Raw genomic sequence first — 26,483 nt, 5'->3', positions numbered from 1 at the left:
GCGTGATGGGCATTTCGTACAGCGATCTTTACGGGCAGGTGCAGGGTGAGCGCAGCATTGCTGTGCGCCAGATGCACAAGTATGTGGATCTGCTGGCCATGCCGGTTCAAGGCGAGGTGCTGGACTTCGGCTGCGGATGGGGCTTCTTGCTGGAGGCCCTGCAACAGCGTGGCGTGGCCTGCCTTGGCGTCGACATCTGCCTCGAGCAGGTCGAGGCGGCATGCGGGTTTGGCGTGCCCGCCCAACACGTGCCGGATTCGTTGGCCTGGCTGCGGGATCAGGTCGCTGGCGGGCGGCGATGGGCTGCCATCTTTTTGCTGGACGTGATCGAGCATCTGTCAGCGCCCGACCAGATTGATCTCGTCGCGTTGCTGTTTCAGGCACTGGAACCGGGCGGGCGCTTGATGCTGCGCAACCCGAATCCGGACAGCCTGGTGGGCATGCGCATGATGTACGGCGACTACACCCACCGCTTCACCCCTACCGTAGATGCACTGGAAGGCCTGCTCAAGGCCACCGGGTTCAGTGCGGTGCAGACGCGCGACGAACTGCCGTGGCAGGAGCCCTGGTCGAAAGTCTGGTGGCGATTCCTTCCCTACCCGCGCGCGCTGCTCAAAGAGGCGTTCTATCGGCTCGGTACGCCGTTGTTCCGTGGATGGCGGCGGATTCTCATCGCCAGTGAGCTCGGCCTGGAGACAGCCGCGCGCCTGCCGCTGGCGCCCAACTACCTCTGCATCGCCACCCGATGAAAGTTGCCGTCCTGAGCAAGGCCGACGCCTTCGGCGGCGGGGCATCGCGTGTCGCCGCCGAGATGACGGCGGCACTCGCTGCGATGCGTGTGGACGTTCGCCACTACGCCGGCTGGGGCGGCCAGGCACGCCTGCGTGACCGCTACCCTGCCAACGTCACGCCGGTCTTCGGCACCCACCGGGCCGTGCGGGTGGCGGTCAAGGTGGGTCTTGCGGCGCAATGGTTCCTGGGAACGCCGGAGGCCTTCTCCGTGGAGCGCCCTTCGCTGGCTTGCTCGGGGCTGCTGGACGCCGATTTGATTCATGTCCATGACATCACCGAGCTCATGTCGGCGCGCAGCCTCTTGTGGCTGAGCCGCCGCAAGCCCGTCGTCTGGACCCTGCACGACTATTCACCGCTGACCGCTGGCTGCATCACGCCGTTCGAAGGCGAGCCGCTGGGCTGCACGCGTTGGCGCGCCGACGGTCCGGGCTGCAATGCGAGTTGCCCGTTGCGGGCCGGCCGTGGGTATCCCTTCTGGGGCTTCATGAACGGTGTCCCCTTGCTCTGGCGCGCCAAGTCCCGACTGGCCAGTCAGGGGCGGCTGACGATGGTGTCGCCGTCCAGCTGGATGGCCGACGAGACGGCCCGCTCGGCGCTTTACACGGGCCGCCGGCCTGAGGTCATCTTCAATGGCATCGACGTGACGGGCGATTTCGTCCCGCATGACAAGGCGGCCGCGCGAGCGCGTGCGGGCATCCCCGCCGAGGGGCCGCTCATCGTCATGATGGCCGGCAACCTGACCGACAGAAACAAGGGCTTCGCCTGGGGCGTGCAGGCTCTGGAGCAACTGCCCGACGCTCTTCGCGCCCAGGCCCGGCTGCTGTGCATCGGCGTGATGCCGCCTGATGCACCCGCGAGCCTTGCGGGCATGCCGGTGCACTGGGTCGGCTATGTGAACAACGGGCCTGCCCTGGCCGAACTGCTCGCCGCCGCCGACCTGATGCTCTACCCCTCGCTGGCCGACAACCAGCCGCTGGCCGTCATCGAAGCCATGGCCTGCGGCACGCCCGTGTTCGCCTTCGAGACCGGTGGCATCCCGGAAATCCTGGGCGGCGAGGGCGGCGTGGTCGTCGCCCGCAAGGACACGGCCGCGCTCGCCTTCGCCGTGGCCCAAGCCGTGTCGCAGCAAGCCTTGCCCGCGCTGGGCCGGGCGGCGCGTGAGCGCGCCGTGGCCCTGTTCAGCCGGGAACGCATGGCGGCGAACTTTCTGGACCTGTACCGGCGCGTGCTTGCCCAGCACACGGCATGAACCTGCCGGCCACTCCGCAGCAGCGCCGCGACTTCGGGCGTGAGCAGCTCGGCCCGGTCTTCGCGGCTTTCGCCAGGCTGCTGGACGCGGCCGCCCGGCGCGATGGCGTTCACCGCCTCGTGTTCATCGCGCGCGACGGTGAGTTCCTGCGTGAGGTGCAGCGCTGCTGGCAATCGACCGCAGGCGTGTCGCCGCAACTCCAGCTGCACTACGCCCGGTTGTCGCGGCGCTCGACCAACCTGCTGCGGCACGAGCGGATCGACGCGGCCGCCGTGAACGAGGCGCTGGCCGTCCGCGGCGGCCGCCCGACGGCGGCGTCGCTGCTGCGCTTCCTGGGCATCGATGTGGACGCGCTGCCCGAAGCCCTGCAGGCGCAGATCGCCGCCACCGCGCCGCAGGCGCTGCCGCAACTGGCTGCGTCCGCGACCTTCCAGCAGCAGCTCACCGCGCAGCGCGAACGCCTGTTCCAGCAACTGCGCAGTTACCTCGGCACGTGGGACCTGCCCGGGGCGCCGGACGTAGCCTTGGTCGACATCGGCTGGCAGGGCAGCATCGTGCGCACGCTGCAGCAAGCCTTGTGCGCGCCGGGCGAGCGGGTGCGCTTGTACCAACTCGGCCACTGGAGCGAGGCCCTGCCGCTGCCCGAAACGCCCGCTCGCATTGAAGGCCTGCTTGGCGACTGGCGCCGCGCGCGCAGCCTGCGCGAGGGCGCCGTCTACCAACTGGCACTGTTGCTGGAGGCCATCTGCCGCGAGCATTCGGCGCCGGTCATCGGCTATGACGGCATGGACCCCGTCCAGCCGCGGCTCGCGGATGCGGCGCCGGATGCTGACAGCGAACGCGAGAACGCCGCATGGCGCGAACCCATCCGCGAGGGCGTCCTGGAAGCTGTCGTGGCTGCGGCCCGCCAGCCGCAGATCGGCGAGCCGGCGATGTGGCGTCGTCAGGCGCAAGCCCATCTGCTGGGCTTGGCCTACTTCCCGAACGCCGCTGCCCGGCGGGCCGCGATGGGGTTGCGCCACGCCGAGGGACATGCAGCGGGCTGGAGCGCAGCGCTCATCGTGTCACCACTGCCTAGCCTCTGGCGTTCGCCGCGGGCCTGGGTCGCGGGGCTGGCCTCGCCCTGGCGAGCCGGCTACCTGATGGCGACCGGCGGTGTGCTGCTGGCCGGGCTCTATGCCTTGCTGGAAGCGGGCCTGCTCGCGGCACCACCGAGTTGGCGCACGGGGCTGCGCGACCTGGCGCGGCGCTTCGGCGGCATCGCCTGACTCAGCGCTGCACGGCGGCTGCACTGTCGCGCAAGGCCTGCAGCTCTTCGGCCGGCAGGAAGGGATGCATGTCGTCCAGTTCCGGTGTCAGGAACTTGCCGTGCTCGTCGACGCGCGACTTCAGCTTCGGCGCGAAGCCCTGGGTCGGGTCGACGTGGATCTGCACGAGCAGCGGACCGCTGCCCTGGATCAGCTCGGGCAGGCGGGCAAGGTCTTCCGGTGTCGCGATGTCCACCGCCTGAAGCCCGTAGGCGCGGGCCAGCGCGACATAGTCCGGGCAGTCCACGCCCGAGGCGCGGTCGGCGCCGACGACGCGGCCGAAGAAGTTCTCGTGGCTGAGGCGGATGGACAGGTAGCCGTCGTTGGCCAGCACGACGACGGCGACGTTGAGCTGCTGTGTCTTGAGGGTCTGCAGCTCCTGCACATTCATCTGCAGGCTGCCGTCGCCGGCCAGGCAGACGACGCGACGCTCGGGGGCTGCGATGGACGCGCCGAGCGCCGCGGGCAGGTCGTAGCCCATCGATGCCGAGCCGGAGTTGCTGAAGAGCCGCTGGCCACGCTTCAGCCGGCTGATCTGGAAGGGCAGGATGCAGGCCGAGGCGTTGCCGCTGGCGACGATGCCGTTATCGGGCAGGGCCTCGAACAGCGCAGCGACCGCGCTGTAGGGGTTGATGACGCCAGGTGCGCTGGCGTTGTCGGCTTCCAGCGCCGGGTAGCGAGCGGCGATGTCGCGGCACCAGGCGGCCCAGGGCGTGAAGGCGCGCGCCGTGATGCCGGCGCGCAGGGCCTGGATGAACGCCTTGGCGTCGGCGGTGATCGTCAACGTGGGCTTGACGAGGGGCTTGTCGAATTCGGCCGGGTCGATGTCGACCTGCACGACGCGGGCATCCTTGGCGAAGCTGCCCCAGTTGTAGCTGACCTGGCGGATGTTGAGCCGCGAGCCGATGACGATGACGAGGTCGGCCGCCTGCAGGCAGAGGTTGCCGGCGCGCGTGCCGATGGTGCCGGGGCGGCCGGCGAAGAGCGGGTGGTCGGACTCGATGAGGTCGTGCGTCCAGGCGGTGGTCAGCGGGATGCCGCTGGCTTCCACCAGGTCGCGCAATTCGTCCACCGCGCCGGCCAAGCGCACGCCGGTGCCGCCGAGGATCAGTGGGCGCCTGGCCTCGCCCAGCCATCGGAGGACCGAGCTCACGTCTGGTGCGGCCGGGGTAGGCGCGGCGGCGGGCTCGATGAAATCGAAGGCTTCGGTCGAGGACTGCAGGTCGATGGGGATGTCCAGCCAGACGGGACCCGGGCGGCCTGCCGTGGCCAGTGCCACGGCCTCGGGCAGTGCGCGCGCAAGTTCGTCGAGCGAGCCGATGGCCCAGGCGCGCTTGACGACCGGCCCGACCATGGCGGTGATCGGCACCTCCTGGTCGCCCAGTTGTCGCAAGCCCGGCACCGGCGTATGCGCCAGCGCCGTGGCGCGCTTGACCTGGCCGGACAGCACCAGCATCGGGATGGAATCGGTGAACGCACCGAACACGCCGTTCAGCGCGTTCAGGCCACCGGGGCCGGTCGTCACGTTGACGATGGCTGGGCGGCCGTCGATGCGCGCGTAGCCCTCGGCCGCCATCGCGCAGGCCTGCTCGTGGTGCATGAAGCTGCACTTAAGGCCTGCTTGAGTCGCCAGCGCCTGGTTCAGGAACATCGCGCCGCCGCCGGTGACGGCGAAGACCTGGGCCAGGCCCTTGGAAGCGAGATAGGCGGCAATGCGCTCCGCCGCGTTCACAGGCCGCCCCCCACGAAGCCGGCGATCTCGTCGGCGGCGTAGTCCAGCTGGTCGTCGGACAGCCCCGGGTACAGGCCGATCCAGAAGGTGTCGTTCATGACGATGTCGGTGTTGGTCAGCGGGCCGGCAACGCGGTAGTTGCGGCCTTGCATGTAGGGCTGGCGCGTCAGGTTGCCGGCGAACAGCAGGCGTGTGCCGATGCGGTGGTGGTCGAGGTGGGTCAGCAGGTCGACCCGGCGCAGGTTGGCCTCGGGGCGGAGCGTGATGGGGAAGCCGAACCAGGACGGGTCGCTGCCGGGCGTGGCCTCGGGCAGCATGAGGAACTCCTCGCAGCCCTTGAGGCGCTCGTGCAGCCGCGCGAAGTTGCGCTTGCGCGCGGCGATGAAGCCGTCGAGCCGGTCCAGCTGCGCCAGCGCGCAGGCGGCCTGCATGTCGGTGATCTTCAGGTTGTAGCCGAGGTGGCTGTAGGTGTACTTGTGGTCATAGCCTTCGGGCAGGGCGCCGAGCTTCCAGCAGTAGCGCTGGCCGCAGGTGTTGTCCTTGCCGGGGGCGCACCAGCAGTCGCGGCCCCAGTCGCGCAGCGATTCGGCGGCGCGCTTCAAGGTGTCGTCGTTCATGAACACCGCGCCGCCTTCGCCCATGGTGATGTGGTGGGCGGGGTAGAAGCTCAGCGTGCCGATGTCGCCGAAGGTGCCGACGAGGCGGCCGTTGTAGGTGGAGCCGAGCGCGTCGCAGCAGTCTTCCACCAGCCACAGGCCGTGCTCGCGGCAGAGCTTGGTCACGGCATCCAGGTTGTACGGATTGCCCAGGGTGTGGGCCAGCATGATGGCCTTGGTGCGCGGCGTGATCGCGGCTTCCAGCTGGGTGACGTCGATGTTGTAGGTCGGCAGGTGCACGTCCACCAGCACGGGCACGGCGCCGCACTGCAGGATGGGGTTCACCGTCGTCGGGAAGCCGGCTGCCACGCCGATGACCTCGTCGCCCGGTTTGATGGCGCGCTCGCCCAGCAGCGGCGAGGTCAGCGCCGAGAAGGCGAGCAGGTTGGCCGACGACCCGGAGTTGGTCGTCAGCACATGCTTGACGCCCAGGCGCTCACCGAGCCGCGCCTCGAAGGCGGCGTTGAAGCGGCCGGTCGTCAGCCAGGCGTCCAGCGACGCCTCGACCATCAGCTTCATCTCCGGCGCGCCGACGACCTTGCCGGAGGGCGGGATGACGGTCTGGCCAGGCTGGAAGGCGCCAGGTGCAGGCGCAGCGGCGGCGTACTGCTCGACGAGCTGCAGGATCTGGTGGCGCAGCTTGAGTTGGTCGGGGTTCATGCGAAAGAAGAAACGTAGGAGTCAATCTGCTGGAGCGTCAGCGCCTGCAGGTCCTGGCCGGCGCGGTGGGCCTGGTGCCATTGCCAGGTGAGGCGCAGGGCCTCGGAGAGTGTCAGCCGGCCCTGCCAGCCCAGCTGATTGGCGGCCTTGCTGGAGTCCAGCAGCAGCACGCCGGCCTCGTGCACGCCGCCGCCGTTGCCGAAGCTCAGCTCGGGCAAGGCGGCCCCGTCAGCACGGGCATGGGCCAGGAGCATGCTGGCCACGTTGCGCACGGGCTGGCCGTGCAGGTCGGCGGGGCCGAAGTTCCAGGCGCCGCCGAAATCCCTGGCGTCTGCCAGCAGGCCCTCGGCCAGCTGCAGATAGCCCGCCAGCGGCTCCAGCACATGCTGCCAGGGCCGCACGGCGTCGGGGTGGCGCAGATGCAGCGGCGCGCCGGCGTCGATGGCGCGCAGCAGGTCGGGCACGAGGCGGTCGGTGCTGATGTCGCCGCCGCCGATGACATTGCCCGCGCGTGCCGTGGCCAGCGGCAGGCTGTAAGACGCCGCGTAGCTGGCCGCGACGATCTCGGCGCCGGCCTTGCTGGCGCTGTAGGGGTCGTGGCCGCCGAGGGCGTCGGTCTCGCGGCAGGGCGGGCCCAGGTCGCGGTAGCACTTGTCGGTGGTGACGACGACGGTGGCGCGCACACCGCCGACCTGGCGCACGGCGTCCAGCAGGTTCGCCGTGCCCATCACGTTGGTGGCGAAAGTGCCCAGCGGGTCGGCGTAGGAGGCGCGCACCAGCGGCTGGGCCGCGAGATGGAAGACGACCTCGGGCTGGGCGGTGATCAGCGCGTTCAGCAGCGTGGGCGCGTCGCGCACGTCGGCCGCCCAGTCGGCCTGCAGCGTCTGCCTGACACCGGCGAGGTCATGAAAACCACCGGCTTCGGGCGCCAGCGCATAACCGCTGACCTGCGCGCCCAGCTTCTTCAGCCACAGCACCAGCCAGCCGCCCTTGAAGCCGGTATGGCCGGTGACGAAGACGCGCCGGCCGGCCCAGGCGGATGCATTCACCACTGCTTCCACGGCGCTCGGCCTTCAGCCCAGAGCCGTTCCAGATGGGTGCGGTCGCGCACGTTGTCCATGGGCTGCCAGAAGCCCGGATGCTCGTAGACGCCCAATTGGCCGCGCTCAGCCAGCGTTTCCAGCGGCCGGGCTTCCCAGGCGTCGGCGTCGCTGTCGATCAGGTCCAGCACCTCGGGCTTGAGCACGAAGAAGCCGGCATTGACGCCGGCGCTCTCGCTCTGCGGCTTCTCGCGGAAGCGCCGCACCAGGCCGGTGTCGGGGTCCACGTCCAGCGCACCGAAGCGGGCCGGCGGGATGGCCGTGGTGATGGTCGCGGCCAGGCCGCGGGCGCGGTGCTGGGCAATCAGCGTGGTGATGTCCACGTCGGCCACGCCATCGCCGTAGGTAAAGCAGAAGTCCTGCTCGTCCTTCAGGTAGCTGGCCACGCGCTTCAGGCGGCCGCCGGTGCCGCTGTCCTGGCCGGTGTCCACCAGCGTCACGCGCCAGGGCTCGGCGTGGCGCTCGTGCACCTCCATGCGGTTGTGCGCGAGGTCGAAGGTGACGTCCGAGCTGTGCAGGAAGTAGTTGGCGAAGTATTCCTTGATGACGTAGCCGCGGTAGCCGCAGCAGACGATGAAGTCCTGGATGCCGTGGGCGGCGTAGATCTTCATGATGTGCCACAGGATGGGCTGGCCGCCGATCTCGATCATGGGCTTGGGCCGCAGATGGGTTTCCTCGGCGATGCGGGTGCCCAGGCCCCCGGCAAGGATCACGGCTTTGGTCATCAAGTCAGTTTAGGCCGACACAGGGCAATCCCTGGGCCACTCGTCCGTGGAAAACGCCCTGCCGGCGGGACAATTCCGGCCTTCAGCGCGGGCTACCGCCCGCCTCCTGCGGTTTACCTGGAACGACAGACGTGACTACCACTGCCCCCGTGTCCGGCCGAGCGGCGACCCCGCAAGCCGGCACCGCTATCCTCGGCCAGCCCAACCAGCTGTTCGTGCTGTTCTTCACCGAGATGTGGGAGCGGTTCTCCTACTACGGCATGCGAGCGCTGCTCGTGCTCTTCCTGGTGACCGAAGCCAGCAAGGGCGGCTGGGGCTGGAGCCGGGCCGACGCGACCAACCTCTACGGCTGGTACACCGGCTTGGTCTATCTGACGCCCATCCTGGGCGGCTACATCGCCGACCGCCTGCTGGGCACGCGGCGCTCGGTGCTGCTGGGCGGCTTCATCATCGCGGCGGGCCACATCGCCCTCTTCATGGACACGGTACCGAGCTTCTACGCTGGCCTGGGCCTGGTGGTGCTGGGCACGGGCCTGTTCAAGCCGAATATCTCGGCCATCGTCGGCCAGCTCTACAACAAGGACAACGAGAACGCCCGGGATGGCGGCTACACGCTGTTCTACATGGGCGTGAACGCCGGCGCCTTCTACGGCATCCTGCTCTGCGGCTATATCGGCGAGAAGATCTCCTGGAACCTGGGCTTTGGCCTGGCCGGCGTCTTCATGATCCTGGGCGCCATCCAGTTCTGGCTCAGCCAGGGCATCTTCGGTGCCGTCGGCGACAAGATCGATGCCGCCAAGAAGATCGTCGAGAAGAAGCTGGACGACACACCCGAGCATGTCGTGGCCGACCGCCTGAAGGCCATCGTCGTCTTCTCCTTCTTCACGATCTTCTTCTGGTTCGCCTTCGAGCAGGCCGGCGGCTCCATGACCATCTTCGCGGCCGACTACACCGACCGCACGCTGGTCGGTACCGCCGGCTTCGCTTTCAAGATCCTCAACACGGCGATGACGCTGATCCCGGCGGCCATCCTGTCCTGGCTGCTGTTCAAGCTCTACCACTCCACGCGCGGCCAGCTTGCCATGGCCAATCTGTCGCTGGCCGCCGCCTTCGCCATCATCTGGGGACTGAGCCTGTGGATGCTGGGCCGCGAGTTCGCCCTTGACCAGAGCGAGGTGCCCGCCACCTGGTTCAGCGTGCTGAACAGCCTCTTCATCGTCGTGCTGGCGCCGCTGTTCTCCAAGATGTGGGAGAAGCACTGGAACCCGTCCGGCCCGGTCAAGTTCGGCGTCGGCCTGGTGCTGCTGGGCCTGGGCTTTGCCGTGCTGTCCTACGGTTCGGCCGGCATCCCGCAGGGCGCCAAGACGGCGCAGGTCAGCATGCTCTACCTGAGCGTGGCCTACCTCTTCCACACCATGGGCGAGCTCTGCCTGTCGCCGGTCGGCCTGTCCTATATCTCCAAGCTGGCACCGACGCGCCTGCTGGGCCTGATGTTCGGCGTCTGGTTCCTGAACACGGCCATCGCCAACAAGATCGCCGGCTCCACCGGCGCCTTCATCGACCAGATTTCCAACCAGTACTCGATGTCGGTGTTCTTCCTGATCTTCACGTTCATCCCCATCGGTGCCGGCGTGGTGCTGATGGCCCTGAGCCCGCTGATGAAGAAGTGGATGCACGGCGTGCACTGATGACGCCGAGTCCGCACGGGGTCATGAAACCCGTGCGTTACGCCAAAAGCCGCTCGGCCTCGTGCCCGGCGGCTTTTTTGTTCACAGTTCCGACCTGTTGACAAGTAATGTCAGCAGGCTGAATGGGCTTTCAGGTTCGGGGTGATGGCGCAGGGGCGAAGTGCTTACAGTCGCCCGCTTGCATTCGGAGCCCCCCATGACCAAGAAGAGCCTGGCACTGTCGCTGACTCCCCTCGTTGCCCTCCTGCTCGCCGCCTGCGGCCAGAAACAGGACGGCGCCGGCGGCCCGGGCGGCCACGGTGGCCCGCCGCCTGTGTCGGTCGCGCCGGCCACGCAGCGCGAGGTGCAGGAGTTCGACGAATTCACGGCCCGCCTGGAGGCGCCCGACACCGTCGACGTGCGGCCCCGCGTGGCCGGCACCGTCGAGGCAGTGCGCTTCAAGGAAGGCCAGCTCGTGAAGAAGGGCGACCCGCTCTTCACCATCGACACCCGCGCCTTCAAGGCCGAGGTGGCCCGTGCCGAGGCGCAGATCGCCGCGCTCAAGACCCAGGCCGACCTGGCACGCACCGATCTGGCGCGCTCCGAGAAGCTGGTCAGCGTCAACGCGGTCAGCCAGCAGGAGATCGACCAGCTGCGCTCCGCGCTGCGCAGCGCCGAGGCCAACCAGAAGGGCGCCGAGGCCGCCCTCGTGCAGGCCAAGCTCAACGTCGAATACGCCAACGTGACGGCACCGGTCAGCGGCCGCACCTCGCGCGCCAACGTGACGCCGGGCAACCTCGTCGGCGTGGGCGACCCGGTGCTGACCACCGTCGTGTCCAGCGACAAGGTCTATGCCTACTTCGACGCCAGCGAGGCGACCTATCTCAAGTACATGCGCTCGGCCAAGCCCGTCTCGACGGTCGTGCAGCTGGGCCTGTCCAACGAGCAGGGCTTCCCGCACACCGGCAAGCTGGACTTCGTCGACAACCGCCTGAACGCGGCCACGGCCACCATCCGCGCCCGCGCGGTGTTCGACAACAAGGGCGGCCAGTTCACGCCCGGCCTTTATGCCCGCGTGAAGCTCGGCGGCAGCGGCAGCTACCAGGGCGTCGTCGTGCCCGACCGCGCCATCACGACCGACCAGACGCACAAGATCATCCTTATCGTCGGCCCCAACAACATCGTGCAGCCGCGGCCGGTCAACCCGGGCGCGCTGATCGACGGCATGCGCGTCGTCGACGGCGTCAAGCCGGGCGAGCTGGTCATCGTCGACGGCCTGCTGCGCGCCTTCCCCGGTGCGCCGGTCACGCCGCAGGTGCTGAAGGTGGACGACAAGGGCATGCCGATTCCCGCCGCGCCGCAAGGCCAGCAAGGCGCCGCTCCCGCTCCCGCTCCGGCCCCGGCTTCCGCCGCCTCCAAGTAAGCAGGCGGTTCGGTCATGGACATCTCACGCTTCTTCATCGACCGGCCGCGTTTCGCGACCGTGTTGTCCCTCTTCATCTTCCTGATCGGTGCGCTGGCCATCCCGCTGCTGCCGATCTCCGAGTACCCCGAGGTCGCGCCGCCGCAGGTCGTCGTGCGCGCCCAGTACCCCGGTGCCAACCCGCGCGTGATCTCCGAAACGGTGGCCACGCCGCTGGAAGAGCAGATCAACGGCTTGGAGAACGTTCTCTACTTCGAGAGCCAGGCCACCGGTGACGGCGGCATGACGCTGACGGTCACGTTCAAGATCGGCACGCACCCGGAAGCCGCCGAGACCGCGGTGCAGAACCGCATCAACCGTGCGCTGCCGCGCCTGCCCGAGATCGTGCGCACTATCGGCGTGACGACCGAGAAGGCCGCGTCCAACCTGACGATGGTGGTCCACCTGGTCAGCCCCGACAACTCGCGCGACGCGCTCTACCTGCGCAACTACGGCACGCTGAACGTGCGTGACGACCTGCTGCGTGTGCCCGGCATGGGCTCGGTGCTGAGCTTCGGCGCGGGCGACTACGCCATGCGCATCTGGCTGGACCCGCAGAAGCTTGCCGCCCGCAGCATGACGGCGTCCGAAGTCGTCGGCGCCATCCGCGAGCAGAACACGCAGGTCGCGGCCGGCGTGGTCGGCGCGTCGCCGTCGCCCAAGGGCACGGACTTCCAGCTCGCCATCAACGCGCAGGGGCGCCTGGCCAGCGAGGAGGAGTTCGGCAACATCATCGTCCGCAGCGACACCAAGACCGGCGCCATGGTGCGCGTGAAGGACATCGGCCGCGTCGAGATCAGCGCCAACACCTATGCGCTGCGCAGCCTGCTGAACAACAAGGAAGCCGCGGCCATCGCCATCTTCCAGGCGCCCGGCTCCAACGCGCTGGCCATCTCCGACAACGTGCGCGCCACGATGGAGCGGCTCAAGCCCAGCTTCCCCAAGGGCGTGGACTACGCCATCGTCTACGACCCGACGCGCTTCGTGCAGACATCCATCGAGAAGGTCGTGCACACGCTGTTCGAGGCCGTCGGCCTGGTCGTGCTGGTCGTCATCATCTTCCTGCAGACCTGGCGCGCCTCCATCATTCCGCTGGTGGCCGTGCCGGTGTCCATCGTCGGCACCTTCGCCGTGCTGCTGCTGCTGGGCTTCTCCATCAACACGCTGACGCTGTTCGGCCTCGTGCTGGCCATCGGCATCGTCGTGGACGACGCCATCGTGGTGGTCGAGAACGTCGAGCGCAACATCCAGGACGGATTGACGCCGCATGCCGCGACCGTCAAGGCCATGCAGGAGGTCTCGGGCCCCATCATCGCCATCGCCTTGGTGCTGTGCGCGGTGTTCATCCCGCTCACACTCGTGCCGGGCCTGTCGGGCCAGTTCTACAAGCAGTTCGCCGTCACCATCGCCATCTCCACGGTGATCTCGGCCTTCAACTCGCTGACCCTCTCGCCGGCGCTCGCCGCGATCCTGCTGCGCCCGCACGACGCGCCCAAGGACGCGCTCACGCGTGGCATGGACAAGGTCTTCGGCCGTTTCTTCCACTGGTTCAACCGCGTCTTCCACCGTCGCTCCGAGGACTACGGCCGCGGTGTGAACGGCATCCTGAAGCGCAAGTCGGTGGCGCTGGTCGTCTACGCGCTGCTGCTGGGCGCCACCGCGCTGGTGTTCACGCGCATCCCCAGCGGCTTCGTGCCCGCGCCGGACAAGCAGTACCTGATCGGCGTGGCCCAGCTGCCCGCCGGCTCCAGCCTGGACCGCACGGAAGAAGTCATCCGCCGGATGAGCGCCATTGCGCTGAAGGTGCCGGGCATCGTCGACTCGGTGGCCTTCCCCGGCCTGTCGGTCGCCGGCTTCTCGGCCTCGCCCAACGAGGGCATCGTCTTCTTCGCGCTGGACAGCTTCGACAAGCGCACCACGCGCGACCTGAGCAAGGAAGCCATCCTTGGCCAGGTCAACGGCGCCATCCAGCAGATCCAGGGCGCGCGCATGTTCGTCGTGCCGCCGCCGCCGGTGGACGGCCTCGGCATTGCCGGCGGCTTCAAGATCCAGGTGCAGGACCGCAGCAGCCAGGGCGAGCAAGCCTTGTACGGCGCCACCTGGGGCTCGCTGGGCCAGATCTACGGCAACCCCAACACGACCATCGGCACGCCGTATTCCAACTACGACATCAACGTGCCGCAGCTGTTCGCCAACGTCGACCGCACCAAGGCCAAGCAGATGGGCGTGCCGCTGGGCTCCATCTACGACACGCTGCAGATCAACCTCGGCTCGCTGTACGTCAACGACTTCACCAAGTTCGGCAAGACCTACCAGGTCATCGTGCAGGCCGACGCTCCCTTCCGCGCCAAGGCCGAGGACGTCGTGCAGCTCAAGACCCGCAACGACGCCGGCCAGATGGTGCCGCTGGGCTCGCTGATGAGCGTGGAGCCCACCTTCGGCCCCACGCGCGTGACGCGCTACAACGGCTTCCCCAGCGCCGACATCAACGGCGCGCCCAAGCCCGGCTTCTCGTCGGGCCAGGCCGAGGCCGAGATCGAGCGCATCCTGAAGACTCTGCCACGCGGCTTCGGCTACGAGTTCACCGACCTGAGCTACCAGGACCGCCTGACCCGCAACGTCACCGTGCCGGTGCTGAACATCCAGGTGCCCACGCTGGCCGCGGTGCTGGCCTTCTCGGTGCTGCTGGTGGTGCTGGTGCTCGCCGCGCAGTACGAGAGCTGGAGCCTGCCGCTGGCCATCATCCTGATCGTGCCGATGTGCATCCTGTCGGCGCTGTTCGGCGTGTGGCTGTCGCACTTCCCGCCGTTCGGGCAGAGCGGTGACTTGAACATCTTCACGCAGGTGGCGCTCGTCGTGCTGGTCGGGCTGGCGTGCAAGAACGCCATCCTGATCGTCGAGTTCGCCAAGGAGCTGGAGGAGCAGGGCCGCAGCATCCGCGACGCCGTCATCGAGGCCTGCCGCCTGCGGCTGCGCCCCATCCTGATGACGTCCATCGCCTTCTGCGCTGGCGTCATTCCGCTGATCCTGGGCTCCGGCGCCGGCAGCGAGATGCGCCGTGCGATGGGCATCGCCGTGTTCGCCGGCATGCTGGGCGTGACGCTGTTCGGCATCTTCCTGACGCCGGTGTTCTACAGCCTGCTGCGCGCCAGCACCGAGAAGCGCCGTGCCCGCGCCGCCGCGCTGCGCGCCCAGGTCGAGGCCTCGGCCCATGCCTTCCACCCGGGCATCGACGACGATGTCCCCACGACCAAGAAGGAGGGCCACTGACATGATTGCCCGCCTCACTCCGCTCGCCCTTGCCGCGCTCGTCGGCTGCGCGGCCCCCGGTCTTTCGTCGGGTCCGAAGAACCTGGCGCCCGAGAAGTTCGCCCAGCTTCCTGCAATCGACGCTGGAGCCAACCCTGGCGCCGCGACGATGACGGCCGCCTTCGTCGACAGCGCCCAGCTGCAACGTATCGTCGACGAAGTGCTGGCCAACAACCGCGACCTGCGCGCCGCCGCCTCGCGGCTCAAGCAGGCGGAGGCTTTGGCCGACGCGGCCGGCGCCCGCCGCCTGCCCTCGGTCAGCACCGGCGCCAGCGCCAGCCGCCAGCGCGCACCCAACGACCAGGGCCAGTTCAACAACTTCAGCAGCTACGGCGTCAATGCGACGGCAGGCTGGGAGGTCGACCTCTGGGGCCGCGTGTCGGCCACCGCCCAGGCGGCCGGTTATGACGCCCAGAGTGCCGCGCTGGACCGCGACGCCGCCGCGCTGAGTCTGGCCGGCACGGCACTCAACCTGCAGGCCCAGCTCATCGGCCTCGGCCATCGCCTGAAGTTCGCCAAGGAGGCGCTGGTCGTGCAGAACCAGTTGCTCGACCTGGTGAAGGCCCGCGTCGGCGCCGGCCGCGGCACGGCGCTGGACCAGGCCCGCGCCGAGGCGTTGGTGGCGCAGACCTCCACCACCGTGCCCGCGCTGCGCAACGCCGCCTGCCTGACCCGCCTGCAGCTCGACGTGCTGCGCGGCCAGCCGCCCGCCGATTGCGACAAGGCCGACAGCGACCCGCTGCCCGCCATGCCCTCGCCGCGCCTCATCAGCCTCGGCACGCTGCCCGACCCGGCTGGTTTGCTCAGCGCACGCCCCGACGTCAAGGCCGCCGCCGTGCGCGCCCAGGCCGCCGCGTCACGCGCCCATGTCGCCTGGGCCGCGCGCTGGCCCACGCTGGGCCTGACGGGCCAGATCGGCTGGAGCGCCGGCAGTGCCGGCGACCTGTTCAAGAGCGGCACGCAGATCCACAGCCTGGCGGCCGCGCTGAACTGGAACTTCCTGGACTTCGGCGCCCGCAAGGCCGAAGAGTCGGCCGCCCGTGCCGGCTTCGAAGCGGCCGTGGCCAGCGCCGAGCAGGCCCAGCTGACGGCACTGCAGGACGCCCAGGGCAGCCTGTCCACGCTGCGCGAAACCGAGTTGCAGGCCACGGCCCAGGCCACCGCCGCCGAGGCGACGGCCCGCGCCCGCGAGCTGGCGCTCAAGCGCTACGAAGCCGGTGTGGCCGACTTCTACTCGCTGCTCAACGCCGAGCAGGAGCGCCTTGCGGCGCAGGACGCGCTCATCCAGGTGCAGACCGGCCGCGCGACCGCGCTGCTGGCGGTGCACAAGGCGTTCGCTGCGAAGCTGACCGCGCCCTAGGACGCGGCCACGATGCGTGCCGCCAGCAGCATCACGCTGCGGCGGTAGGCATCGGCCAGCGCATCCGCCTGGGCTGAGCAGGGCACGACCAGCTCGGCAGCTCCGGCGGCGGGCAGCGTCGTGTTGACCGGCGCATGCAGCGGCGCCCAGTGCCAGCGTGCGCGCAATGTCAGTTGCAGGCCGCCGCCATCCGGGCGAGCCAGCCACTCGTCTACCCGCACGATGAGACGCAGCGATTCGGCGCCGTTGGCCGCTGCCGTGCCGAGCGTGACCGGGTAGGGCTGGCGCAGCCGCCACAGGTCTTCGGCCAGCACGCGTGGCAGCGCGTCGCGCAGCGGCTCGGCCCAGCGCGACTCGGGCCAGGGCCTCAAGCCGGCGCTGCCTTCGCCGACGAGCATCTCGTCGCGGTCCAGCAGTTCGGGCAGCGCGATCTGCTGGCTCAGCACCCAGGCGCGGCCGTCCTGGCCGGGCTTGGCGTCGGGCGGCAGCGGCGGCGTGCCGGTCAGCGCGTAGAGGCGGCGTGGCGGCGTGTCGCGCGTGGCGCAGCCGGCCAGGGCCGCCGCGGCAATCAGCAGCAAGGCATCGCGGCGACTCGTTGGGGCGGGCTTCATCGTGCGGGCTCCCTGGCAGTTGTGGCTGAGGGCGCGGGATCGGGCTTGCGGCCGCGCAGCAGCGCCTCGGGCTGCGCTTCCAGCGAGGTGGCCAACTGGCGCAGTGCCTTTGCCGCCAGGGACAGATCGCGCATGGTCTTCTCGGTCTGTTGCAGCAGCGGGCCGTCGCCGTCGGCGGCCTCGCGAAGCTGGCTGCTCGCGCGCTGCAGTTCGGCCAGTGTCTTGCGCAGATCGGGCACGACCGGGCCGTTCGGGTCGAGCAGCGCGCTGGCCTTGTCGGCGCCCAAGCCCAGCTTGTCGGCGGTGCTGGCCACCTTGTCGCCCGCGCGGTCCACGCTGGCCATGGCGCGCTCGGCGCCGCGCGTCAGCGGCGTGGCGCGCTGCTCGAGCTGGGCGGCCAGCTTGCGGGCATGGCCGGCCGTGGCGGCGAAGTCCTTCATGCCCTGCTTCAACTCCGGCGAGGCGACGAGGTTGCGCGTGGAGTTGGCGATCTGGCTCAGGTCTTCCAGGATCTTGCGCAGATCCATCCCCTCGAGCTGGTCCTTCAGCGCCTGGAAGGCGGTGGCGGTGGTCGGGATCTCGGTCGCGTCGCCCTGGTAGCCGCCGTGCAGCACGGCAGGCTGCTTCTTGCGGATGTCCAGGTCCACGTAGAGCTGGCCGGTCAACAGGCTCTGCGTGCCCAGCTGGGCGCTGAAGCCGCGCTTGATGAGTGCGGGCAGCGCATGGCCGATGTCGTCGTTGTCGAAGCGCCCATCCAGGCCGCGCACGGCGTCGGCGTCGAGCTGGGCGACGACGGGGATGGCGAAGCTGTCGGTCTTGCTGTCGTAGTGCACGCTGATCTCCGTCACGTCACCGATGCGCACGCCGCGGAACACGACCGGCGCGCCCTTTTGCAGCCCGAACACCGAGCCGGAGAAGAACATCACCACGCGCTGCGGCCGCTTGAACCAATGCTGGCCCGGCAGCGCGATGAGAGCCACGACGAGCAGGGCCAGCGCGCCGACGACGAAGGCGCCGATGACGAAGGGGCTGGTGCGGCGCCGGGTCATGCTGCTTTCCGGTCGGGTTCGTACTGGCCACGCGTCAGGAACTCGCGCACCGCGTCGGGCCCGTGGTCGCGCAGTTCCGCCGGCGGTCCCAATGCGGTGGCGGTGTGCGCCTCCACGTCGAGAAAGAGCAGCCGGTCGGCCACGGCGAACAGGCTTTCCAGCTCGTGCGTGACGAGGACGATGGCCGTGCCCAGGTCGCGCTTGAGCTGCATGATGAGTCCGTCCAGCCGCGCGGAGGTCAACGGGTCCAGGCCGGCCGAGGGCTCGTCCAGGCACAGCAGCGGCGGGTCCAGCATCAGCGCGCGGGCGATGGCGGCGCGCTTTCTCATGCCGCCCGAGAGCTGGGCCGGTTCGGCGTCGAAGGTGGCGGGGTCGTCCAGCCCGGCCAGCGCCAGCTTGAAGCGTGCCTGGCGCTCGCGCTCGGCCTCGTCGAGCTCGGTGTACAGCTCCAGCGGCAGCATCAGGTTCTCGCCCACGGTCATGCTGCTCCACAGCGCGCCGGCCTGAAAGGCCACGCCGATCTCGCGCCGCGGCGGGTCGTCGCCCTGCACATCGCGCTCGGTGCCGCCGGCCGTCCACAGCACGCGGCCGGTCCTGGGCGTCTGCAGGCCGATCATGTGGCGCAGCAGCGTGCTCTTGCCGCAGCCGCTGGCGCCGACGATGGCCAGCACCTCGCCGGCACGCACGTCGAAGGTGAGTCCATGCTGCAGCTCGCGGCCGCCGGCATGCAGGCTCAGGTTCTCGACGCGCATCAGCACCCCGTCTGGCTGCTTGTTCTGTTCGGGCATCAGATGTCCAAGCGTTGGAAGATGACGGTCAGCGCCGACGCGGCGACCACCATCCAGACAATGGCCTGCACGACCGCTGCCGTCGTCGCCTCGCCCACCGCCTGCGCGCTGCGCCCGGCGTTCAGCCCCTGGCGGCAGCCCGCCAGTGCGACGAGCACGGCGTAGACGCTGCCCTTGAGCAGGCCCACGAACAAGTCCCAGCCGGCCAGCGCCTCGCGCGTGGTCGTGAGATACGCCGCAGCCGGCACGTCGTAGAGGACGACGGCGACGCCGCAACCCACGGCCAGGCCCGCCACGCCGGCGCACAGCGTCAACAGCGGGCCGGTGACGAGCAAGGCCAGCATGCGCGGCAGCACCAGGTGCTCGACCGGGTCCACGCCCAGCGTCGTCAGCGCGTCGATCTCCTCGCCCGCGCGCATGCTGCCGATCTGCGCCGCGAAGGCCGCGCCCACGCGGCCGGCGAGCACGATGCCGACGACCAACGCCGCGATCTCGCGCACGACGCCGATGGTGACGAGGTTGGCGATGAAGCTCTGCGCGCCGAAGCGCTGCAATTGCTGGGCGCCCATGTAGGCCACGATGAGGCCCACCAGGCTGCTGACCAGCAACACGATGGGCAGGCTGCGCGGCCCGGTCTGCTCGATCTGCCACAGCCAGTCGCTCATGCGCATCGCGCTGCGGCCCCGCGCCAGGCGGCCGACGGCAGCCAGCGTGTCGCCGATGAAGACCAGGGTCTTGCGCCACTCGGGGTCGGGCTCGTCCTCCGCCTCGGCGGTCGATGGCTTGTTCTTTGCGGCTTCGGGCTGCGGCAGGCTCAAGGTCAACAGCGGCTGCAGCCCGCGCGGCAGGCCGCTCAGGTCCAGCGCGACGCCGCCGCGTGCCAGCGGTGCCAGCGCCTGCCACAGCGCCCCGGCAAAGGGCGGCTGCCAGTGCGCCAGCGCCGCGCTGTCGAAGCTCAGCTGGGTGCCTGGCTTGACGGGCATGTCGGCAGGCGGTTTGGGCAACTCGGCATCGGCCGCGCCCCAGTCGCCCGCCAGCACGAGACGCCACTGCTGGCCCTCGCCCTCCCAGCGCGCGTTCGCCATCGCGCCGCCACGGCGGGCGTCGTCGGGCGGCATCAGCGCAGGGGCGGGCAGGGCATGAGACATGACAGCGTCATGCTCTGCTGCGTCGGCTGCTTCGCAGCCCGGACGCGAACGATGCGCGTTGTAGGACGGTGCGCCGCGGCAGCCGTGGCGCGGCGCCTGTCGGCATGCGCTGACGCGCCGGCGGCGGTGCGGACGACGGCGGCGCTCCGTGCTGGCGCGCAAAGTTGTTGGACCGACATTGAACGAGTCCGCCATGAAGCCCAACGACCTGCCCCGCCCGGAAGACGCCACGCAACGCGGTGTCGCGGTGCCCGACGGCAAGCCGTCGCTGCCGCATGAGCGCGATCAACAAAACCATGCCACCAACGCCACGCCCGATCCGAAGATCAAGCGCGCGGCGCGCGACCTGCAGCAGGGCCAGGTGGACACCGACCTGCGCGCCACGCCCGGGCTGGACGCCGACCGCCGCGGCGACATGGTGAAGGGCGGGGAACGCGGCGCGGCGCAGCCGCCACGCACCCGTCGCTAGCGCGCGCTAGGACGCCGCCAGCCGCTGCACGACCTGGTTGCGCCCCTGGGCCTTGGCCTGGTACAGCCCGGCGTCGGCACGGTTGAGCAGCGAGTTCAACGTGTCCTCCGGGCGCGCTGTGGCCAAGCCGATGCTGACGTGGCAGCGGGGCAGCGCCGCGTCTTCGCCGCCGCTGGTGCGGATGCGCTCGGCCACAGAGAGCGCCTGGGCGGCATCGGTGTCGGGCAGCAAGGCGACGAACTCCTCGCCACCATAGCGGCCCAGCACCGATGGCCGGCGCAGCACGGCGTGCGCACGTTCCACGAAGTCCGCCAGCACGCGGTCACCCACGAGGTGGCCGTGCTCGTCGTTGATCTGCTTGAAGTGATCCAGGTCCAGCATCAGCACCGACAGCGGGCGGCCCTGCCGGCGGGCGCGCGCCAGCTCCGCCTCGCCGGTGGTGAACAGTGCGCGGCGCGTCAGGGCGCCGGTCAGGCTGTCGTGCGTGATGAGCCGCTCCAGCTCCTGGCGCAGATGTTCTGAGGCCATCAGCACCGTGCCGATGCTGGTCAGCAGCGTGCCGAAGGCCAGGCCCACCAGGTAGATAACCTGCATGGGCGACGGCGTGAACAGGCCTTCCTGCGGCGTCATGAAGGGCGCACTGAAGGCGCGGGCCAGCGTGATGGCGCTGGTCAGGCCCAGCACGATGCCGGTGAAACGGGTTGCGAAGCTCTGCGCCATCTGGCTCCAGATCAGGCCGGCATGCCAGGCACTCACGGTACCGAGCAGCACGCCCATGAACAGCACGCGATAGCCGTAGGGGCCGCTGAAGAACTGCATGAAGAGCACGATGGCCAGCCCGGTCAGCCACAGCAGCACGGTGGCGCGCACCGACAGCGGCCGCTCGAAGAATCGGTAGCTGCCGGCCAGAAGCAGCGCGGCGCTGGCAAACATCAGCGCATTGGCCAGCCCCGCGGACAGCAGCCCCGGCAGCACGCCGCGCAGCGTGAACAGCAGCGCCGACGCGAACCCCACCAGCGGCGCGGCCGCCCAGTGGCCCAGACCGTGGATGGAGGGCGGATAGCTGCGGCGCTGGAAGAACATGACCAGCGCCATCAGGCAGCCCATCACCCCGGTGACGCCGCTGATGGTGCGAAGCTCCAGCATGTCCAGCACGGTTTGGCCTTCCCCCGTCGAACTGCGAGTCTAGGGGCGCCGGCCTGGGGTGGATGGCGGGCCGGCGGGGGCGAATGGCGGCGGAACGTGCAGGTTCCACGGGCACACTGAGGCCATGTCCATCCTGCCGCGCCGCTGGCGCCTGCCTTATGTCGGGCTGCTGACCGCCGTCGCCCTGCTGCTGAGTGCGTCGGCGCTGGATGCCTACGTCAGGGGCGGCGGCCAGCGGCCGTGGGAGCCCTTCCTGTGGGAGTTCAGCTCCATCGTCGTCATCGGCGTGCTGGCGCTGGGCGTGCATGCCGTGGTTGGTGCACTGCGGGGCCGGCCGTGGCCGCAGCAGCTGGCGGCCCATGCGCTGGCGCTGCCGGTGTTCAGCGTGCTGCACATCGCCGGCATGTTCGGCCTGCGCCTGCTCGTCTATGGCCTGGCGGGCGTTGGCTACCGGCCCGACGACGTGCCGACGCTGCTGGTCTACGAGGGCGGCAAGGACGCCGTCAGCTACATCAGCTTCTGCCTGATCTCGCGCGGTGTGTGGATGGCGCAGGCCGCCACCGCGCGGGCGCAGGAGCTGGACCGCGCCCGCCGCGAACTTGCCGAGACGCGCCTGGCCCGCCTGGCCGACCAGGTGCAGCCGCACTTCCTGTTCAACACGCTGAACCTGATCTCGTCGGTCATGTACGAGGACGTGCCCCGCGCCGACCGGCTGCTGTGCCAGCTGGCCGACCTGCTGCGCCAGACGCTCGCTGCCCAGCAGCGCGCCGAGCACACGGTGGGTGAGGAGCTGGCGCTGGTGCAGCCCTTTCTGGCGCTGATGCAGGCGCGTTTCGGGCCTGAGCGCCTGGTGGTGCAGATCGAGGCGGACGATGCCGCACGTGCCTGCCGGCTGCCGGCACTGCTGCTGCTGGCGCCGGTGGAGAACGCGGTCAAGCATGACGTGGCGCGGCACCGCGGGCGTGTGACGGTCAGCGTCGTCGCGCGGCGCGTTGGAGAGCGCCTGCACCTGAGCGTCAGCAACCACGGCGACACGCCGGTGCCCGAGGCGTCGCCCGACCCTGAGGGAGGCCTGGGCCTGCGCAATCTGCGCGAGCGCCTGGATGCGCGCTACGGCGATGCGGCCCGCGTCGAGTTCGGCCCCGACGACGGCGGCATGGCTTTGAGACTGGACCTGCCATGCGCGTGCTGATCGTCGACGACGAGCCCGCCGCGCGCGCCAAGCTGCGCCGGCTGCTGGCGGCCGAGAAGGATGTTGCCGAGCTGCTGGAAGCACCCGACGCACCAGCGGCGCTGGCCCTGGTGCGTGCGCTCGCGCAACCGCCTGACCTGGCCATGCTCGACATCGAGATGCCCGGCGGCAACGGCGTGCAGCTGGCCGCTGCGCTGCGCGAGGCCGGTGTGCGCTGCATCGTCTTCTCGACGGCCCATGCCGAGCATGCGCTGCAGGCCTTCGAGCTGGCTGCGCTGGACTATCTGCTCAAGCCCTACACGCCCGAGCGCCTGGCCGCCGCGCTGGCCCGCGTGCGCGAACTGCTGGCGCGCCCGGCCGCGCCGGTGGGCGAGTGGTGGGTGGACGGCGAGCGCCTGCTGCTGGCTGACGTGCAATGGCTTTCGGCGGCCGACAACTACATCGAGCTGCACCTGCCACCGCGCAGCCTGCTCGAACGCGTCACGCTCGCCGACGCGTTGCAGCGCCCCGGCTGGGCGGCGCGCTTCCTGCGCGTGCACCGCAGTCATGCGGTCAACCCGGCGCATGTGCAGCGCATCGAGCGGCTCTCCAGCGGCGAGGCCGTGCTGAGCTTGAGCTGCGGGGAGACGCTGCGCGTGTCGCGCGGGTATCGCGCGGTGCTGGACGCCATTGCCCGTTGACGTCCGATACGTGTGCTAACGAAGCCAGCCGCTGACCAAGCTAGCATCCGCACCCAAAGATAGGCCGACAGGCCGGGAGGATGTGATGGGTATGCGCGCGTGGTGGGTGCTGGCCGTCTGCACGGGCTTGGCCGCCTGTGGCGGTGGTGGTGGTTCGGCGGCGCCTGGCGGCACGGCGACTCCGGCCACCCCAGTGAATGACATCGGCGCTCACATGTCTGTGGCCAGCATCACCGTCGAGCGCGACGTTTACCGGCGCAGCCAGGTCGAGAAGGTCGAGCTGGCGTTGCTGGTCGATCGCCCGCCGGCTGAGGGCTACTACTACCGCGTGGCTTATACGCAGAAAGCCTTGAACTTCGTGGGCCAGTCGCCGCGCGGCACCGATCCGGGCCTGGATCTGCAGGTCGGCCTGTCGTCGCCCGGCGTGCTCGGCCTGGGGACCTATGACGACACGATCACCGTCGAAGTCTGCGTCGATGCGAAGTGCGTTACGCCGGCGCGAGGCAGCCCGTTCGTCGTGCCGGTCACGCTCAAGGTGGGCTACTTCGCCGAGCCCGAGGCGGGCCAGCCGCAGCAGACGCTGACGGACGCGGTCACGCTGCCGCACGATCTCGTCGCCGCCGCCTACAGCGCGAGCCTGGATGCCATCGTCTCGGTGTCCAAGGCGCCAGCCGCGGCGTTGAACGTGCGCTCGCTCGCCGATGGGCAGACGCGCAGCGTGGCCCTGGCCTCGGTGCCAACCTCCGTGTCGCTCTCGCCTGACGGCCGCCGCGCGGCGGTGGGCCATGACGCGGCCGTTTCTCTTGTCGACCTCGTGCCGGCCACGCCCGGTGCGGCCATGGCGGTCAGCCGGTTCGCGGTCAGCCTGCCGGTCGGCGCCGTGGTGCTGGACGGCCAAGGCCGGATCTACGCCTTCGGCTCGGCGTCCACCTGGGCGAACCTGCACTGGGTCGACACGGCCAATGGCGTCGACAAGACCGTCAGCGCCAACATCTATGGCGGGGTGCGGCCCGTGCTGCACGCGGCCGGCGATCGCATCTACTTCTCTACCCGCGACACGTCGCCCAACGACATCTACAACATCACGCTGCAAGCGGCCGGCCCGCGCGATGCGGTCGATTCGCCCTATCACGGCGACTACGAAATCTGCGGCCAGGTGTGGGCCTCGGCAACGGCCGCGCGCCTGTACACGGCCTGCGGCAAGACGTTCACGTCGTCTGCCGACGCCACGCAGGACATGCGCTATGCCGGGAGCTTCGCGATGTCGCCGCAGACGAGCGTGGGCAGCTTCGGTTATGCGGCGCTCTCGCTCAGCGACAGTCTCGTGAGCAACCAGCTCGTCGTGCTGGAGCAGGAAAAGTACAACTGCGAACCCCGCTCGGACTCGCTGTTCGCCTGCTTCACGCGGCTCGGGGTTTTCAATGCCACCGACCTGTCGCTGCAGAGCCGCGCTTCGCTGCCACCCGTCACCGTGGGGGCGGACCGCTTCGCCCAGGTGGGCCGCTACGTCTTTCACCGCAGCAACGGCAAGGCAGTGCTGCTGACGGAACTGCGCGGCGCACCGAACGCGGCGGCCAGCATCAGGCTCAGCACCTTGCCCTAGACGTTCGCCCCTCGCCAGGCGCCACTCGCCCCAGCGCGCTGGCTTGCGCGCCGCCCGGCCGCGAAGCTGGCGGCCATGAACACCTCATCCGCCCGACTGCCTTTTCTCGACGGCCTGCGCGTCGCCGCCTTCGCGCTGCTGATCCCGTACCACGTGGGCATGTACTACGTGACCTGGGACTGGCATGTGAAGAGCCCCGCGGCCAGCAGCGCGCTGAAGCCCTTCATGATGATGAGCTCGCCCTGGCGACTGGGCCTGCTCTTCCTGATTGCCGGCGCAGCGATGCACGGCCTGTTCGCCAAGCGCGGCGCCGTCGGCCTGCTGAAGGACCGCTCGCTGCGGCTGCTGTTGCCGCTGATCTTCGGCATGGCCGTCATCGTCACGCCGCAGGCCTATTTCGAGGTGCTGACCAAGGCGCCTCACCTCTTGCCGGGCGACGGCGGTTATCTCGACTTCTGGCAGGCCTACCTGAAGGGCGGCAAATACTGCCGTGGCCAGGACTGCATGGACGTGCCGACCTGGAACCACCTGTGGTTCCTGCCCTATCTGTGGGTGTACGCGGTGCTGGGTGCGCTGGCGGCGCGCTTCATCCGCATCCGCGGCGAGTTGCGTCTGCCGACCTGGGCCTGGCTGCTGCTGCCGGCCGTGCCGCTGGCGCTGCTGCGCGTGTTCATCAAGCCGCTGTTCCCGATCGAGCACGACCTGGTGCACGACCTCTACAACCATCTGCAATACGGCCTGCTGTTCGCCATCGGCTGGGCCAGCCGCACGCCGCTGGCTGGCGGCCTGTGGGCGGCTGCGCTGCGGTTGCGTTGGGTGGCGCTGGGCGTGTCGCTCGCGGCCTGGGCGGTGCTGCTCGTCTATATGAATCACTACAGCAGCAGCGAACCGCCCGCTGCCGTGATGACCGCCGCGCGCACGCTGCGCGGCTCGTTGACCTGGTGGGCCATCGTGGCCGCCTGCGGCTGGGCGCAGCGCGCCTTCACGCGGGAGTCGCCGTTGTTGCGGCAGGCCAGCGCGGCGGTGTTCTGCCTCTACATCCTGCACCAGAGCGTCATCGTCGTGCTCAGCCAATGGCTGAAGCCGCTGGGCATGCCCTGGGGGCTGGAGGCGCCGCTGCTGATCGTGCTGACCTTCGCCGTCAGCGGCCTGGCTTACCTCGGCCTGCGGCGCGTGCCAGGCCTGGCGCTGCTCGTCGGCATTCAGCGCACGCCGCGCAGCGCGCCGCCATCCACGCCGCGCGTGATGGGGCAGTTCACGACGATGCCGGTCACGGCCACCTCGACCTCGCCCGCGCTTTCGGCGGCCAGCAGCGCTTCTTCGGAGCGCAGCTCGTGAGCTGACGCGCCGGCCTTCCAGCGCACCAACACCAGCCGCCACAGCGGGCTGTAGTTCGGGTCCGGCCGCGCGGATGCCACCGGCGCCGGGCCCGACGCGAACACGCTGATCTGCGCGCCGTCGGTGAACTTGTAGACCCGCTCGGTCAGTGAGGCCTGGCCCGCACCGAGCGCATCGGCCAGGCGCGGTACGTGGTTCACGCCGCCCTGCGCGGCCATCGCGGCGTCGGAAATGTCCGTCGTCACGTACTCGACGCGGCGCCCCTCCACCCAGGCCAGCTGCTTGGGCAGCACCACCTCGTCGGGGCGGACGGACGCGCAGGCGCTCAGCAGCGCAGCGAAAGTGGGGAGCAGGACGAGACAGGTGAAGAGGGGGCGGGCCATCCGGAGCAGTCGCCGTGAAGGGCGCTGGCATTACACCGGAATGCCGGCCTCAGGGGT

Annotated in this window: 21 protein-coding genes and 1 pseudogene; 12 read left to right on the top strand and 10 right to left on the bottom strand. The window is 69.8% G+C overall.

Going from position 1 to position 26,483, the window contains the following annotated elements; translation table 11 throughout:
• Positions 1 to 5: 5 nt before the first annotated feature.
• Genes AC07V5_RS02750 through AC07V5_RS02740 form a run of 3 tightly spaced genes read left to right on the top strand, consistent with a single transcriptional unit; the run spans position 6 to position 3,309 of the window.
• Positions 6 to 749, top strand: a complete 744-nt coding sequence (locus AC07V5_RS02750; protein ID WP_495114045.1) for a class I SAM-dependent methyltransferase — start codon at positions 6 to 8, stop codon at positions 747 to 749.
• Positions 746 to 2,041, top strand: a complete 1,296-nt coding sequence (locus AC07V5_RS02745) for a glycosyltransferase (RefSeq protein WP_495114044.1) — start codon at positions 746 to 748, stop codon at positions 2,039 to 2,041. The genes AC07V5_RS02750 and AC07V5_RS02745 overlap by 4 nt, the downstream gene beginning before the upstream one ends.
• Positions 2,038 to 3,309 carry a hypothetical protein gene (locus AC07V5_RS02740; RefSeq protein WP_495114043.1) on the top strand — a complete coding sequence of 424 codons (1,272 nt, stop codon included), beginning with the start codon at positions 2,038 to 2,040 and terminating at the stop codon, positions 3,307 to 3,309. Before AC07V5_RS02745 ends, AC07V5_RS02740 begins: the two co-directional genes overlap by 4 nt.
• 1 nt (position 3,310) lies before the next feature.
• Here the strand turns inward: AC07V5_RS02740 and AC07V5_RS02735 are convergent, their stop codons facing one another.
• Genes AC07V5_RS02735 through rfbF form a run of 4 tightly spaced genes read right to left on the bottom strand, consistent with a single transcriptional unit; the run spans position 3,311 to position 8,221 of the window.
• Positions 3,311 to 5,080: a thiamine pyrophosphate-binding protein gene (locus AC07V5_RS02735; protein WP_495114042.1), complete on the bottom strand. Its 1,770-nt coding sequence runs from the start codon at positions 5,078 to 5,080 to the stop codon at positions 3,311 to 3,313.
• Positions 5,077 to 6,396, bottom strand: coding sequence for a lipopolysaccharide biosynthesis protein RfbH (gene rfbH, locus AC07V5_RS02730; RefSeq protein WP_495114040.1), 1,320 nt, complete (start codon positions 6,394 to 6,396; stop codon positions 5,077 to 5,079). Before rfbH ends, AC07V5_RS02735 begins: the two co-directional genes overlap by 4 nt.
• Positions 6,393 to 7,445, bottom strand: coding sequence for a CDP-glucose 4,6-dehydratase (gene rfbG, locus AC07V5_RS02725; RefSeq protein WP_495114038.1), 1,053 nt, complete (start codon positions 7,443 to 7,445; stop codon positions 6,393 to 6,395). The genes rfbH and rfbG overlap by 4 nt, the downstream gene beginning before the upstream one ends.
• Positions 7,442 to 8,221, bottom strand: a complete 780-nt coding sequence (gene rfbF, locus AC07V5_RS02720) for a glucose-1-phosphate cytidylyltransferase (protein WP_495114037.1) — start codon at positions 8,219 to 8,221, stop codon at positions 7,442 to 7,444. Before rfbF ends, rfbG begins: the two co-directional genes overlap by 4 nt.
• Positions 8,222 to 8,352: 131 nt before the next feature.
• Between rfbF and AC07V5_RS02715 the strand changes: the two genes are divergently transcribed.
• The 4 genes from AC07V5_RS02715 to AC07V5_RS02700 all read left to right on the top strand — a co-directional run bounded on the left by AC07V5_RS02715 (position 8,353) and on the right by AC07V5_RS02700 (position 16,019).
• Positions 8,353 to 9,909 (top strand): peptide MFS transporter, encoded by a 1,557-nt coding sequence (locus AC07V5_RS02715; RefSeq protein ID WP_495114036.1) that lies wholly within the window; start codon positions 8,353 to 8,355, stop codon positions 9,907 to 9,909.
• Positions 9,910 to 10,105: 196 nt separating this feature from the next.
• Positions 10,106 to 11,311 carry an efflux RND transporter periplasmic adaptor subunit gene (locus AC07V5_RS02710; RefSeq protein WP_495114035.1) on the top strand — a complete coding sequence of 402 codons (1,206 nt, stop codon included), beginning with the start codon at positions 10,106 to 10,108 and terminating at the stop codon, positions 11,309 to 11,311.
• A 15-nt stretch (positions 11,312 to 11,326) separates the two neighbouring features.
• A complete protein-coding gene (locus tag AC07V5_RS02705) occupies positions 11,327 to 14,620 on the top strand; it encodes an efflux RND transporter permease subunit (RefSeq protein WP_495114033.1) in 3,294 nt (1,097 codons plus the stop codon).
• A 1-nt stretch (position 14,621) separates the two neighbouring features.
• Positions 14,622 to 16,019 carry an efflux transporter outer membrane subunit gene (locus AC07V5_RS02700; protein ID WP_495114031.1) on the top strand — a complete coding sequence of 466 codons (1,398 nt, stop codon included), beginning with the start codon at positions 14,622 to 14,624 and terminating at the stop codon, positions 16,017 to 16,019.
• Here AC07V5_RS02700 and AC07V5_RS02695 read toward each other — a convergent pair.
• From AC07V5_RS02695 to AC07V5_RS02680, 4 genes are read right to left on the bottom strand one after another with little or no spacing between them, the layout of a single operon-like run.
• Positions 16,016 to 16,630, bottom strand: coding sequence for a PqiC family protein (locus AC07V5_RS02695; RefSeq protein WP_495114029.1), 615 nt, complete (start codon positions 16,628 to 16,630; stop codon positions 16,016 to 16,018). The two genes, AC07V5_RS02700 and AC07V5_RS02695, sit on opposite strands and share 4 nt — an antisense overlap.
• Complete coding sequence (locus AC07V5_RS02690) at positions 16,627 to 17,679, bottom strand: MlaD family protein (protein WP_495114027.1); 1,053 nt, start codon at positions 17,677 to 17,679, stop codon at positions 16,627 to 16,629. The genes AC07V5_RS02695 and AC07V5_RS02690 overlap by 4 nt, the downstream gene beginning before the upstream one ends.
• Positions 17,676 to 18,467 (bottom strand): ABC transporter ATP-binding protein, encoded by a 792-nt coding sequence (locus AC07V5_RS02685; protein ID WP_495114025.1) that lies wholly within the window; start codon positions 18,465 to 18,467, stop codon positions 17,676 to 17,678. Before AC07V5_RS02685 ends, AC07V5_RS02690 begins: the two co-directional genes overlap by 4 nt.
• Positions 18,467 to 19,615: an MlaE family ABC transporter permease gene (locus AC07V5_RS02680; RefSeq protein ID WP_495114023.1), complete on the bottom strand. Its 1,149-nt coding sequence runs from the start codon at positions 19,613 to 19,615 to the stop codon at positions 18,467 to 18,469. Before AC07V5_RS02680 ends, AC07V5_RS02685 begins: the two co-directional genes overlap by 1 nt.
• Before the next feature lie 193 nt (positions 19,616 to 19,808).
• Here AC07V5_RS02680 and AC07V5_RS02675 point away from each other — a divergent pair, with 193 nt between their 5' ends.
• Positions 19,809 to 20,084 carry a hypothetical protein gene (locus AC07V5_RS02675; protein ID WP_495114021.1) on the top strand — a complete coding sequence of 92 codons (276 nt, stop codon included), beginning with the start codon at positions 19,809 to 19,811 and terminating at the stop codon, positions 20,082 to 20,084.
• A 6-nt stretch (positions 20,085 to 20,090) separates the two neighbouring features.
• Here the strand turns inward: AC07V5_RS02675 and AC07V5_RS02670 are convergent, their stop codons facing one another.
• Positions 20,091 to 21,230: a GGDEF domain-containing protein gene (locus AC07V5_RS02670; protein WP_495115655.1), complete on the bottom strand. Its 1,140-nt coding sequence runs from the start codon at positions 21,228 to 21,230 to the stop codon at positions 20,091 to 20,093.
• A 124-nt stretch (positions 21,231 to 21,354) separates the two neighbouring features.
• On the opposite strand from AC07V5_RS02670, the gene AC07V5_RS02665 reads away from it, so the two are divergent.
• From AC07V5_RS02665 to AC07V5_RS02650, 4 genes and pseudogenes are all read left to right on the top strand, one after another.
• Positions 21,355 to 22,422 (top strand): sensor histidine kinase, encoded by a 1,068-nt coding sequence (locus AC07V5_RS02665; RefSeq protein ID WP_495114019.1) that lies wholly within the window; start codon positions 21,355 to 21,357, stop codon positions 22,420 to 22,422.
• A complete protein-coding gene (locus AC07V5_RS02660; protein ID WP_495114017.1) occupies positions 22,410 to 23,102 on the top strand; it encodes a LytR/AlgR family response regulator transcription factor in 693 nt (230 codons plus the stop codon). The genes AC07V5_RS02665 and AC07V5_RS02660 overlap by 13 nt, the downstream gene beginning before the upstream one ends.
• Before the next feature lie 85 nt (positions 23,103 to 23,187).
• Complete coding sequence (locus AC07V5_RS02655; RefSeq protein WP_495114015.1) at positions 23,188 to 24,705, top strand: hypothetical protein; 1,518 nt, start codon at positions 23,188 to 23,190, stop codon at positions 24,703 to 24,705.
• Between the two features lie 75 nt (positions 24,706 to 24,780).
• Positions 24,781 to 25,851 (top strand): annotated as a pseudogene (locus AC07V5_RS02650) (acyltransferase family protein); the annotation flags it as partial.
• A 56-nt stretch (positions 25,852 to 25,907) separates the two neighbouring features.
• Here AC07V5_RS02650 and AC07V5_RS02645 read toward each other — a convergent pair.
• Positions 25,908 to 26,426 carry a DUF7482 domain-containing protein gene (locus tag AC07V5_RS02645; RefSeq protein WP_495114013.1) on the bottom strand — a complete coding sequence of 173 codons (519 nt, stop codon included), beginning with the start codon at positions 26,424 to 26,426 and terminating at the stop codon, positions 25,908 to 25,910.
• Positions 26,427 to 26,483: the final 57 nt, after the last annotated feature.

The sequence above is a fragment of the Roseateles sp. GW821-FHT02E12 genome (assembly GCF_059421665.1).
This window is presented reverse-complemented; position numbering and strand designations above follow the sequence as displayed.

Excerpts from the sequence above, each read along its gene's own strand:
- AC07V5_RS02750 (WP_495114045.1), top strand. The coding sequence starts at position 6 with ATGGGCATTTCGTACAGCGATCTTTACGGGCAGGTGCAGGGTGAGCGC.
- AC07V5_RS02745 (WP_495114044.1), top strand. The coding sequence starts at position 746 with ATGAAAGTTGCCGTCCTGAGCAAGGCCGACGCCTTCGGCGGCGGGGCA.
- AC07V5_RS02740 (WP_495114043.1), top strand. The coding sequence starts at position 2,038 with ATGAACCTGCCGGCCACTCCGCAGCAGCGCCGCGACTTCGGGCGTGAG.
- rfbH (WP_495114040.1), bottom strand. The coding sequence starts at position 6,396 with ATGAACCCCGACCAACTCAAGCTGCGCCACCAGATCCTGCAGCTCGTC.
- rfbF (WP_495114037.1), bottom strand. The coding sequence starts at position 8,221 with ATGACCAAAGCCGTGATCCTTGCCGGGGGCCTGGGCACCCGCATCGCC.
- AC07V5_RS02710 (WP_495114035.1), top strand. The coding sequence starts at position 10,106 with ATGACCAAGAAGAGCCTGGCACTGTCGCTGACTCCCCTCGTTGCCCTC.
- AC07V5_RS02705 (WP_495114033.1), top strand. The coding sequence starts at position 11,327 with ATGGACATCTCACGCTTCTTCATCGACCGGCCGCGTTTCGCGACCGTG.
- AC07V5_RS02700 (WP_495114031.1), top strand. The coding sequence starts at position 14,622 with ATGATTGCCCGCCTCACTCCGCTCGCCCTTGCCGCGCTCGTCGGCTGC.
- AC07V5_RS02695 (WP_495114029.1), bottom strand. The coding sequence starts at position 16,630 with ATGAAGCCCGCCCCAACGAGTCGCCGCGATGCCTTGCTGCTGATTGCC.
- AC07V5_RS02690 (WP_495114027.1), bottom strand. The coding sequence starts at position 17,679 with ATGACCCGGCGCCGCACCAGCCCCTTCGTCATCGGCGCCTTCGTCGTC.
- AC07V5_RS02685 (WP_495114025.1), bottom strand. The coding sequence starts at position 18,467 with ATGCCCGAACAGAACAAGCAGCCAGACGGGGTGCTGATGCGCGTCGAG.
- AC07V5_RS02680 (WP_495114023.1), bottom strand. The coding sequence starts at position 19,615 with ATGTCTCATGCCCTGCCCGCCCCTGCGCTGATGCCGCCCGACGACGCC.
- AC07V5_RS02675 (WP_495114021.1), top strand. The coding sequence starts at position 19,809 with ATGAAGCCCAACGACCTGCCCCGCCCGGAAGACGCCACGCAACGCGGT.
- AC07V5_RS02670 (WP_495115655.1), bottom strand. The coding sequence starts at position 21,230 with ATGCTGGAGCTTCGCACCATCAGCGGCGTCACCGGGGTGATGGGCTGC.
- AC07V5_RS02665 (WP_495114019.1), top strand. The coding sequence starts at position 21,355 with ATGTCCATCCTGCCGCGCCGCTGGCGCCTGCCTTATGTCGGGCTGCTG.
- AC07V5_RS02660 (WP_495114017.1), top strand. The coding sequence starts at position 22,410 with ATGCGCGTGCTGATCGTCGACGACGAGCCCGCCGCGCGCGCCAAGCTG.
- AC07V5_RS02655 (WP_495114015.1), top strand. The coding sequence starts at position 23,188 with ATGGGTATGCGCGCGTGGTGGGTGCTGGCCGTCTGCACGGGCTTGGCC.
- AC07V5_RS02645 (WP_495114013.1), bottom strand. The coding sequence starts at position 26,426 with ATGGCCCGCCCCCTCTTCACCTGTCTCGTCCTGCTCCCCACTTTCGCT.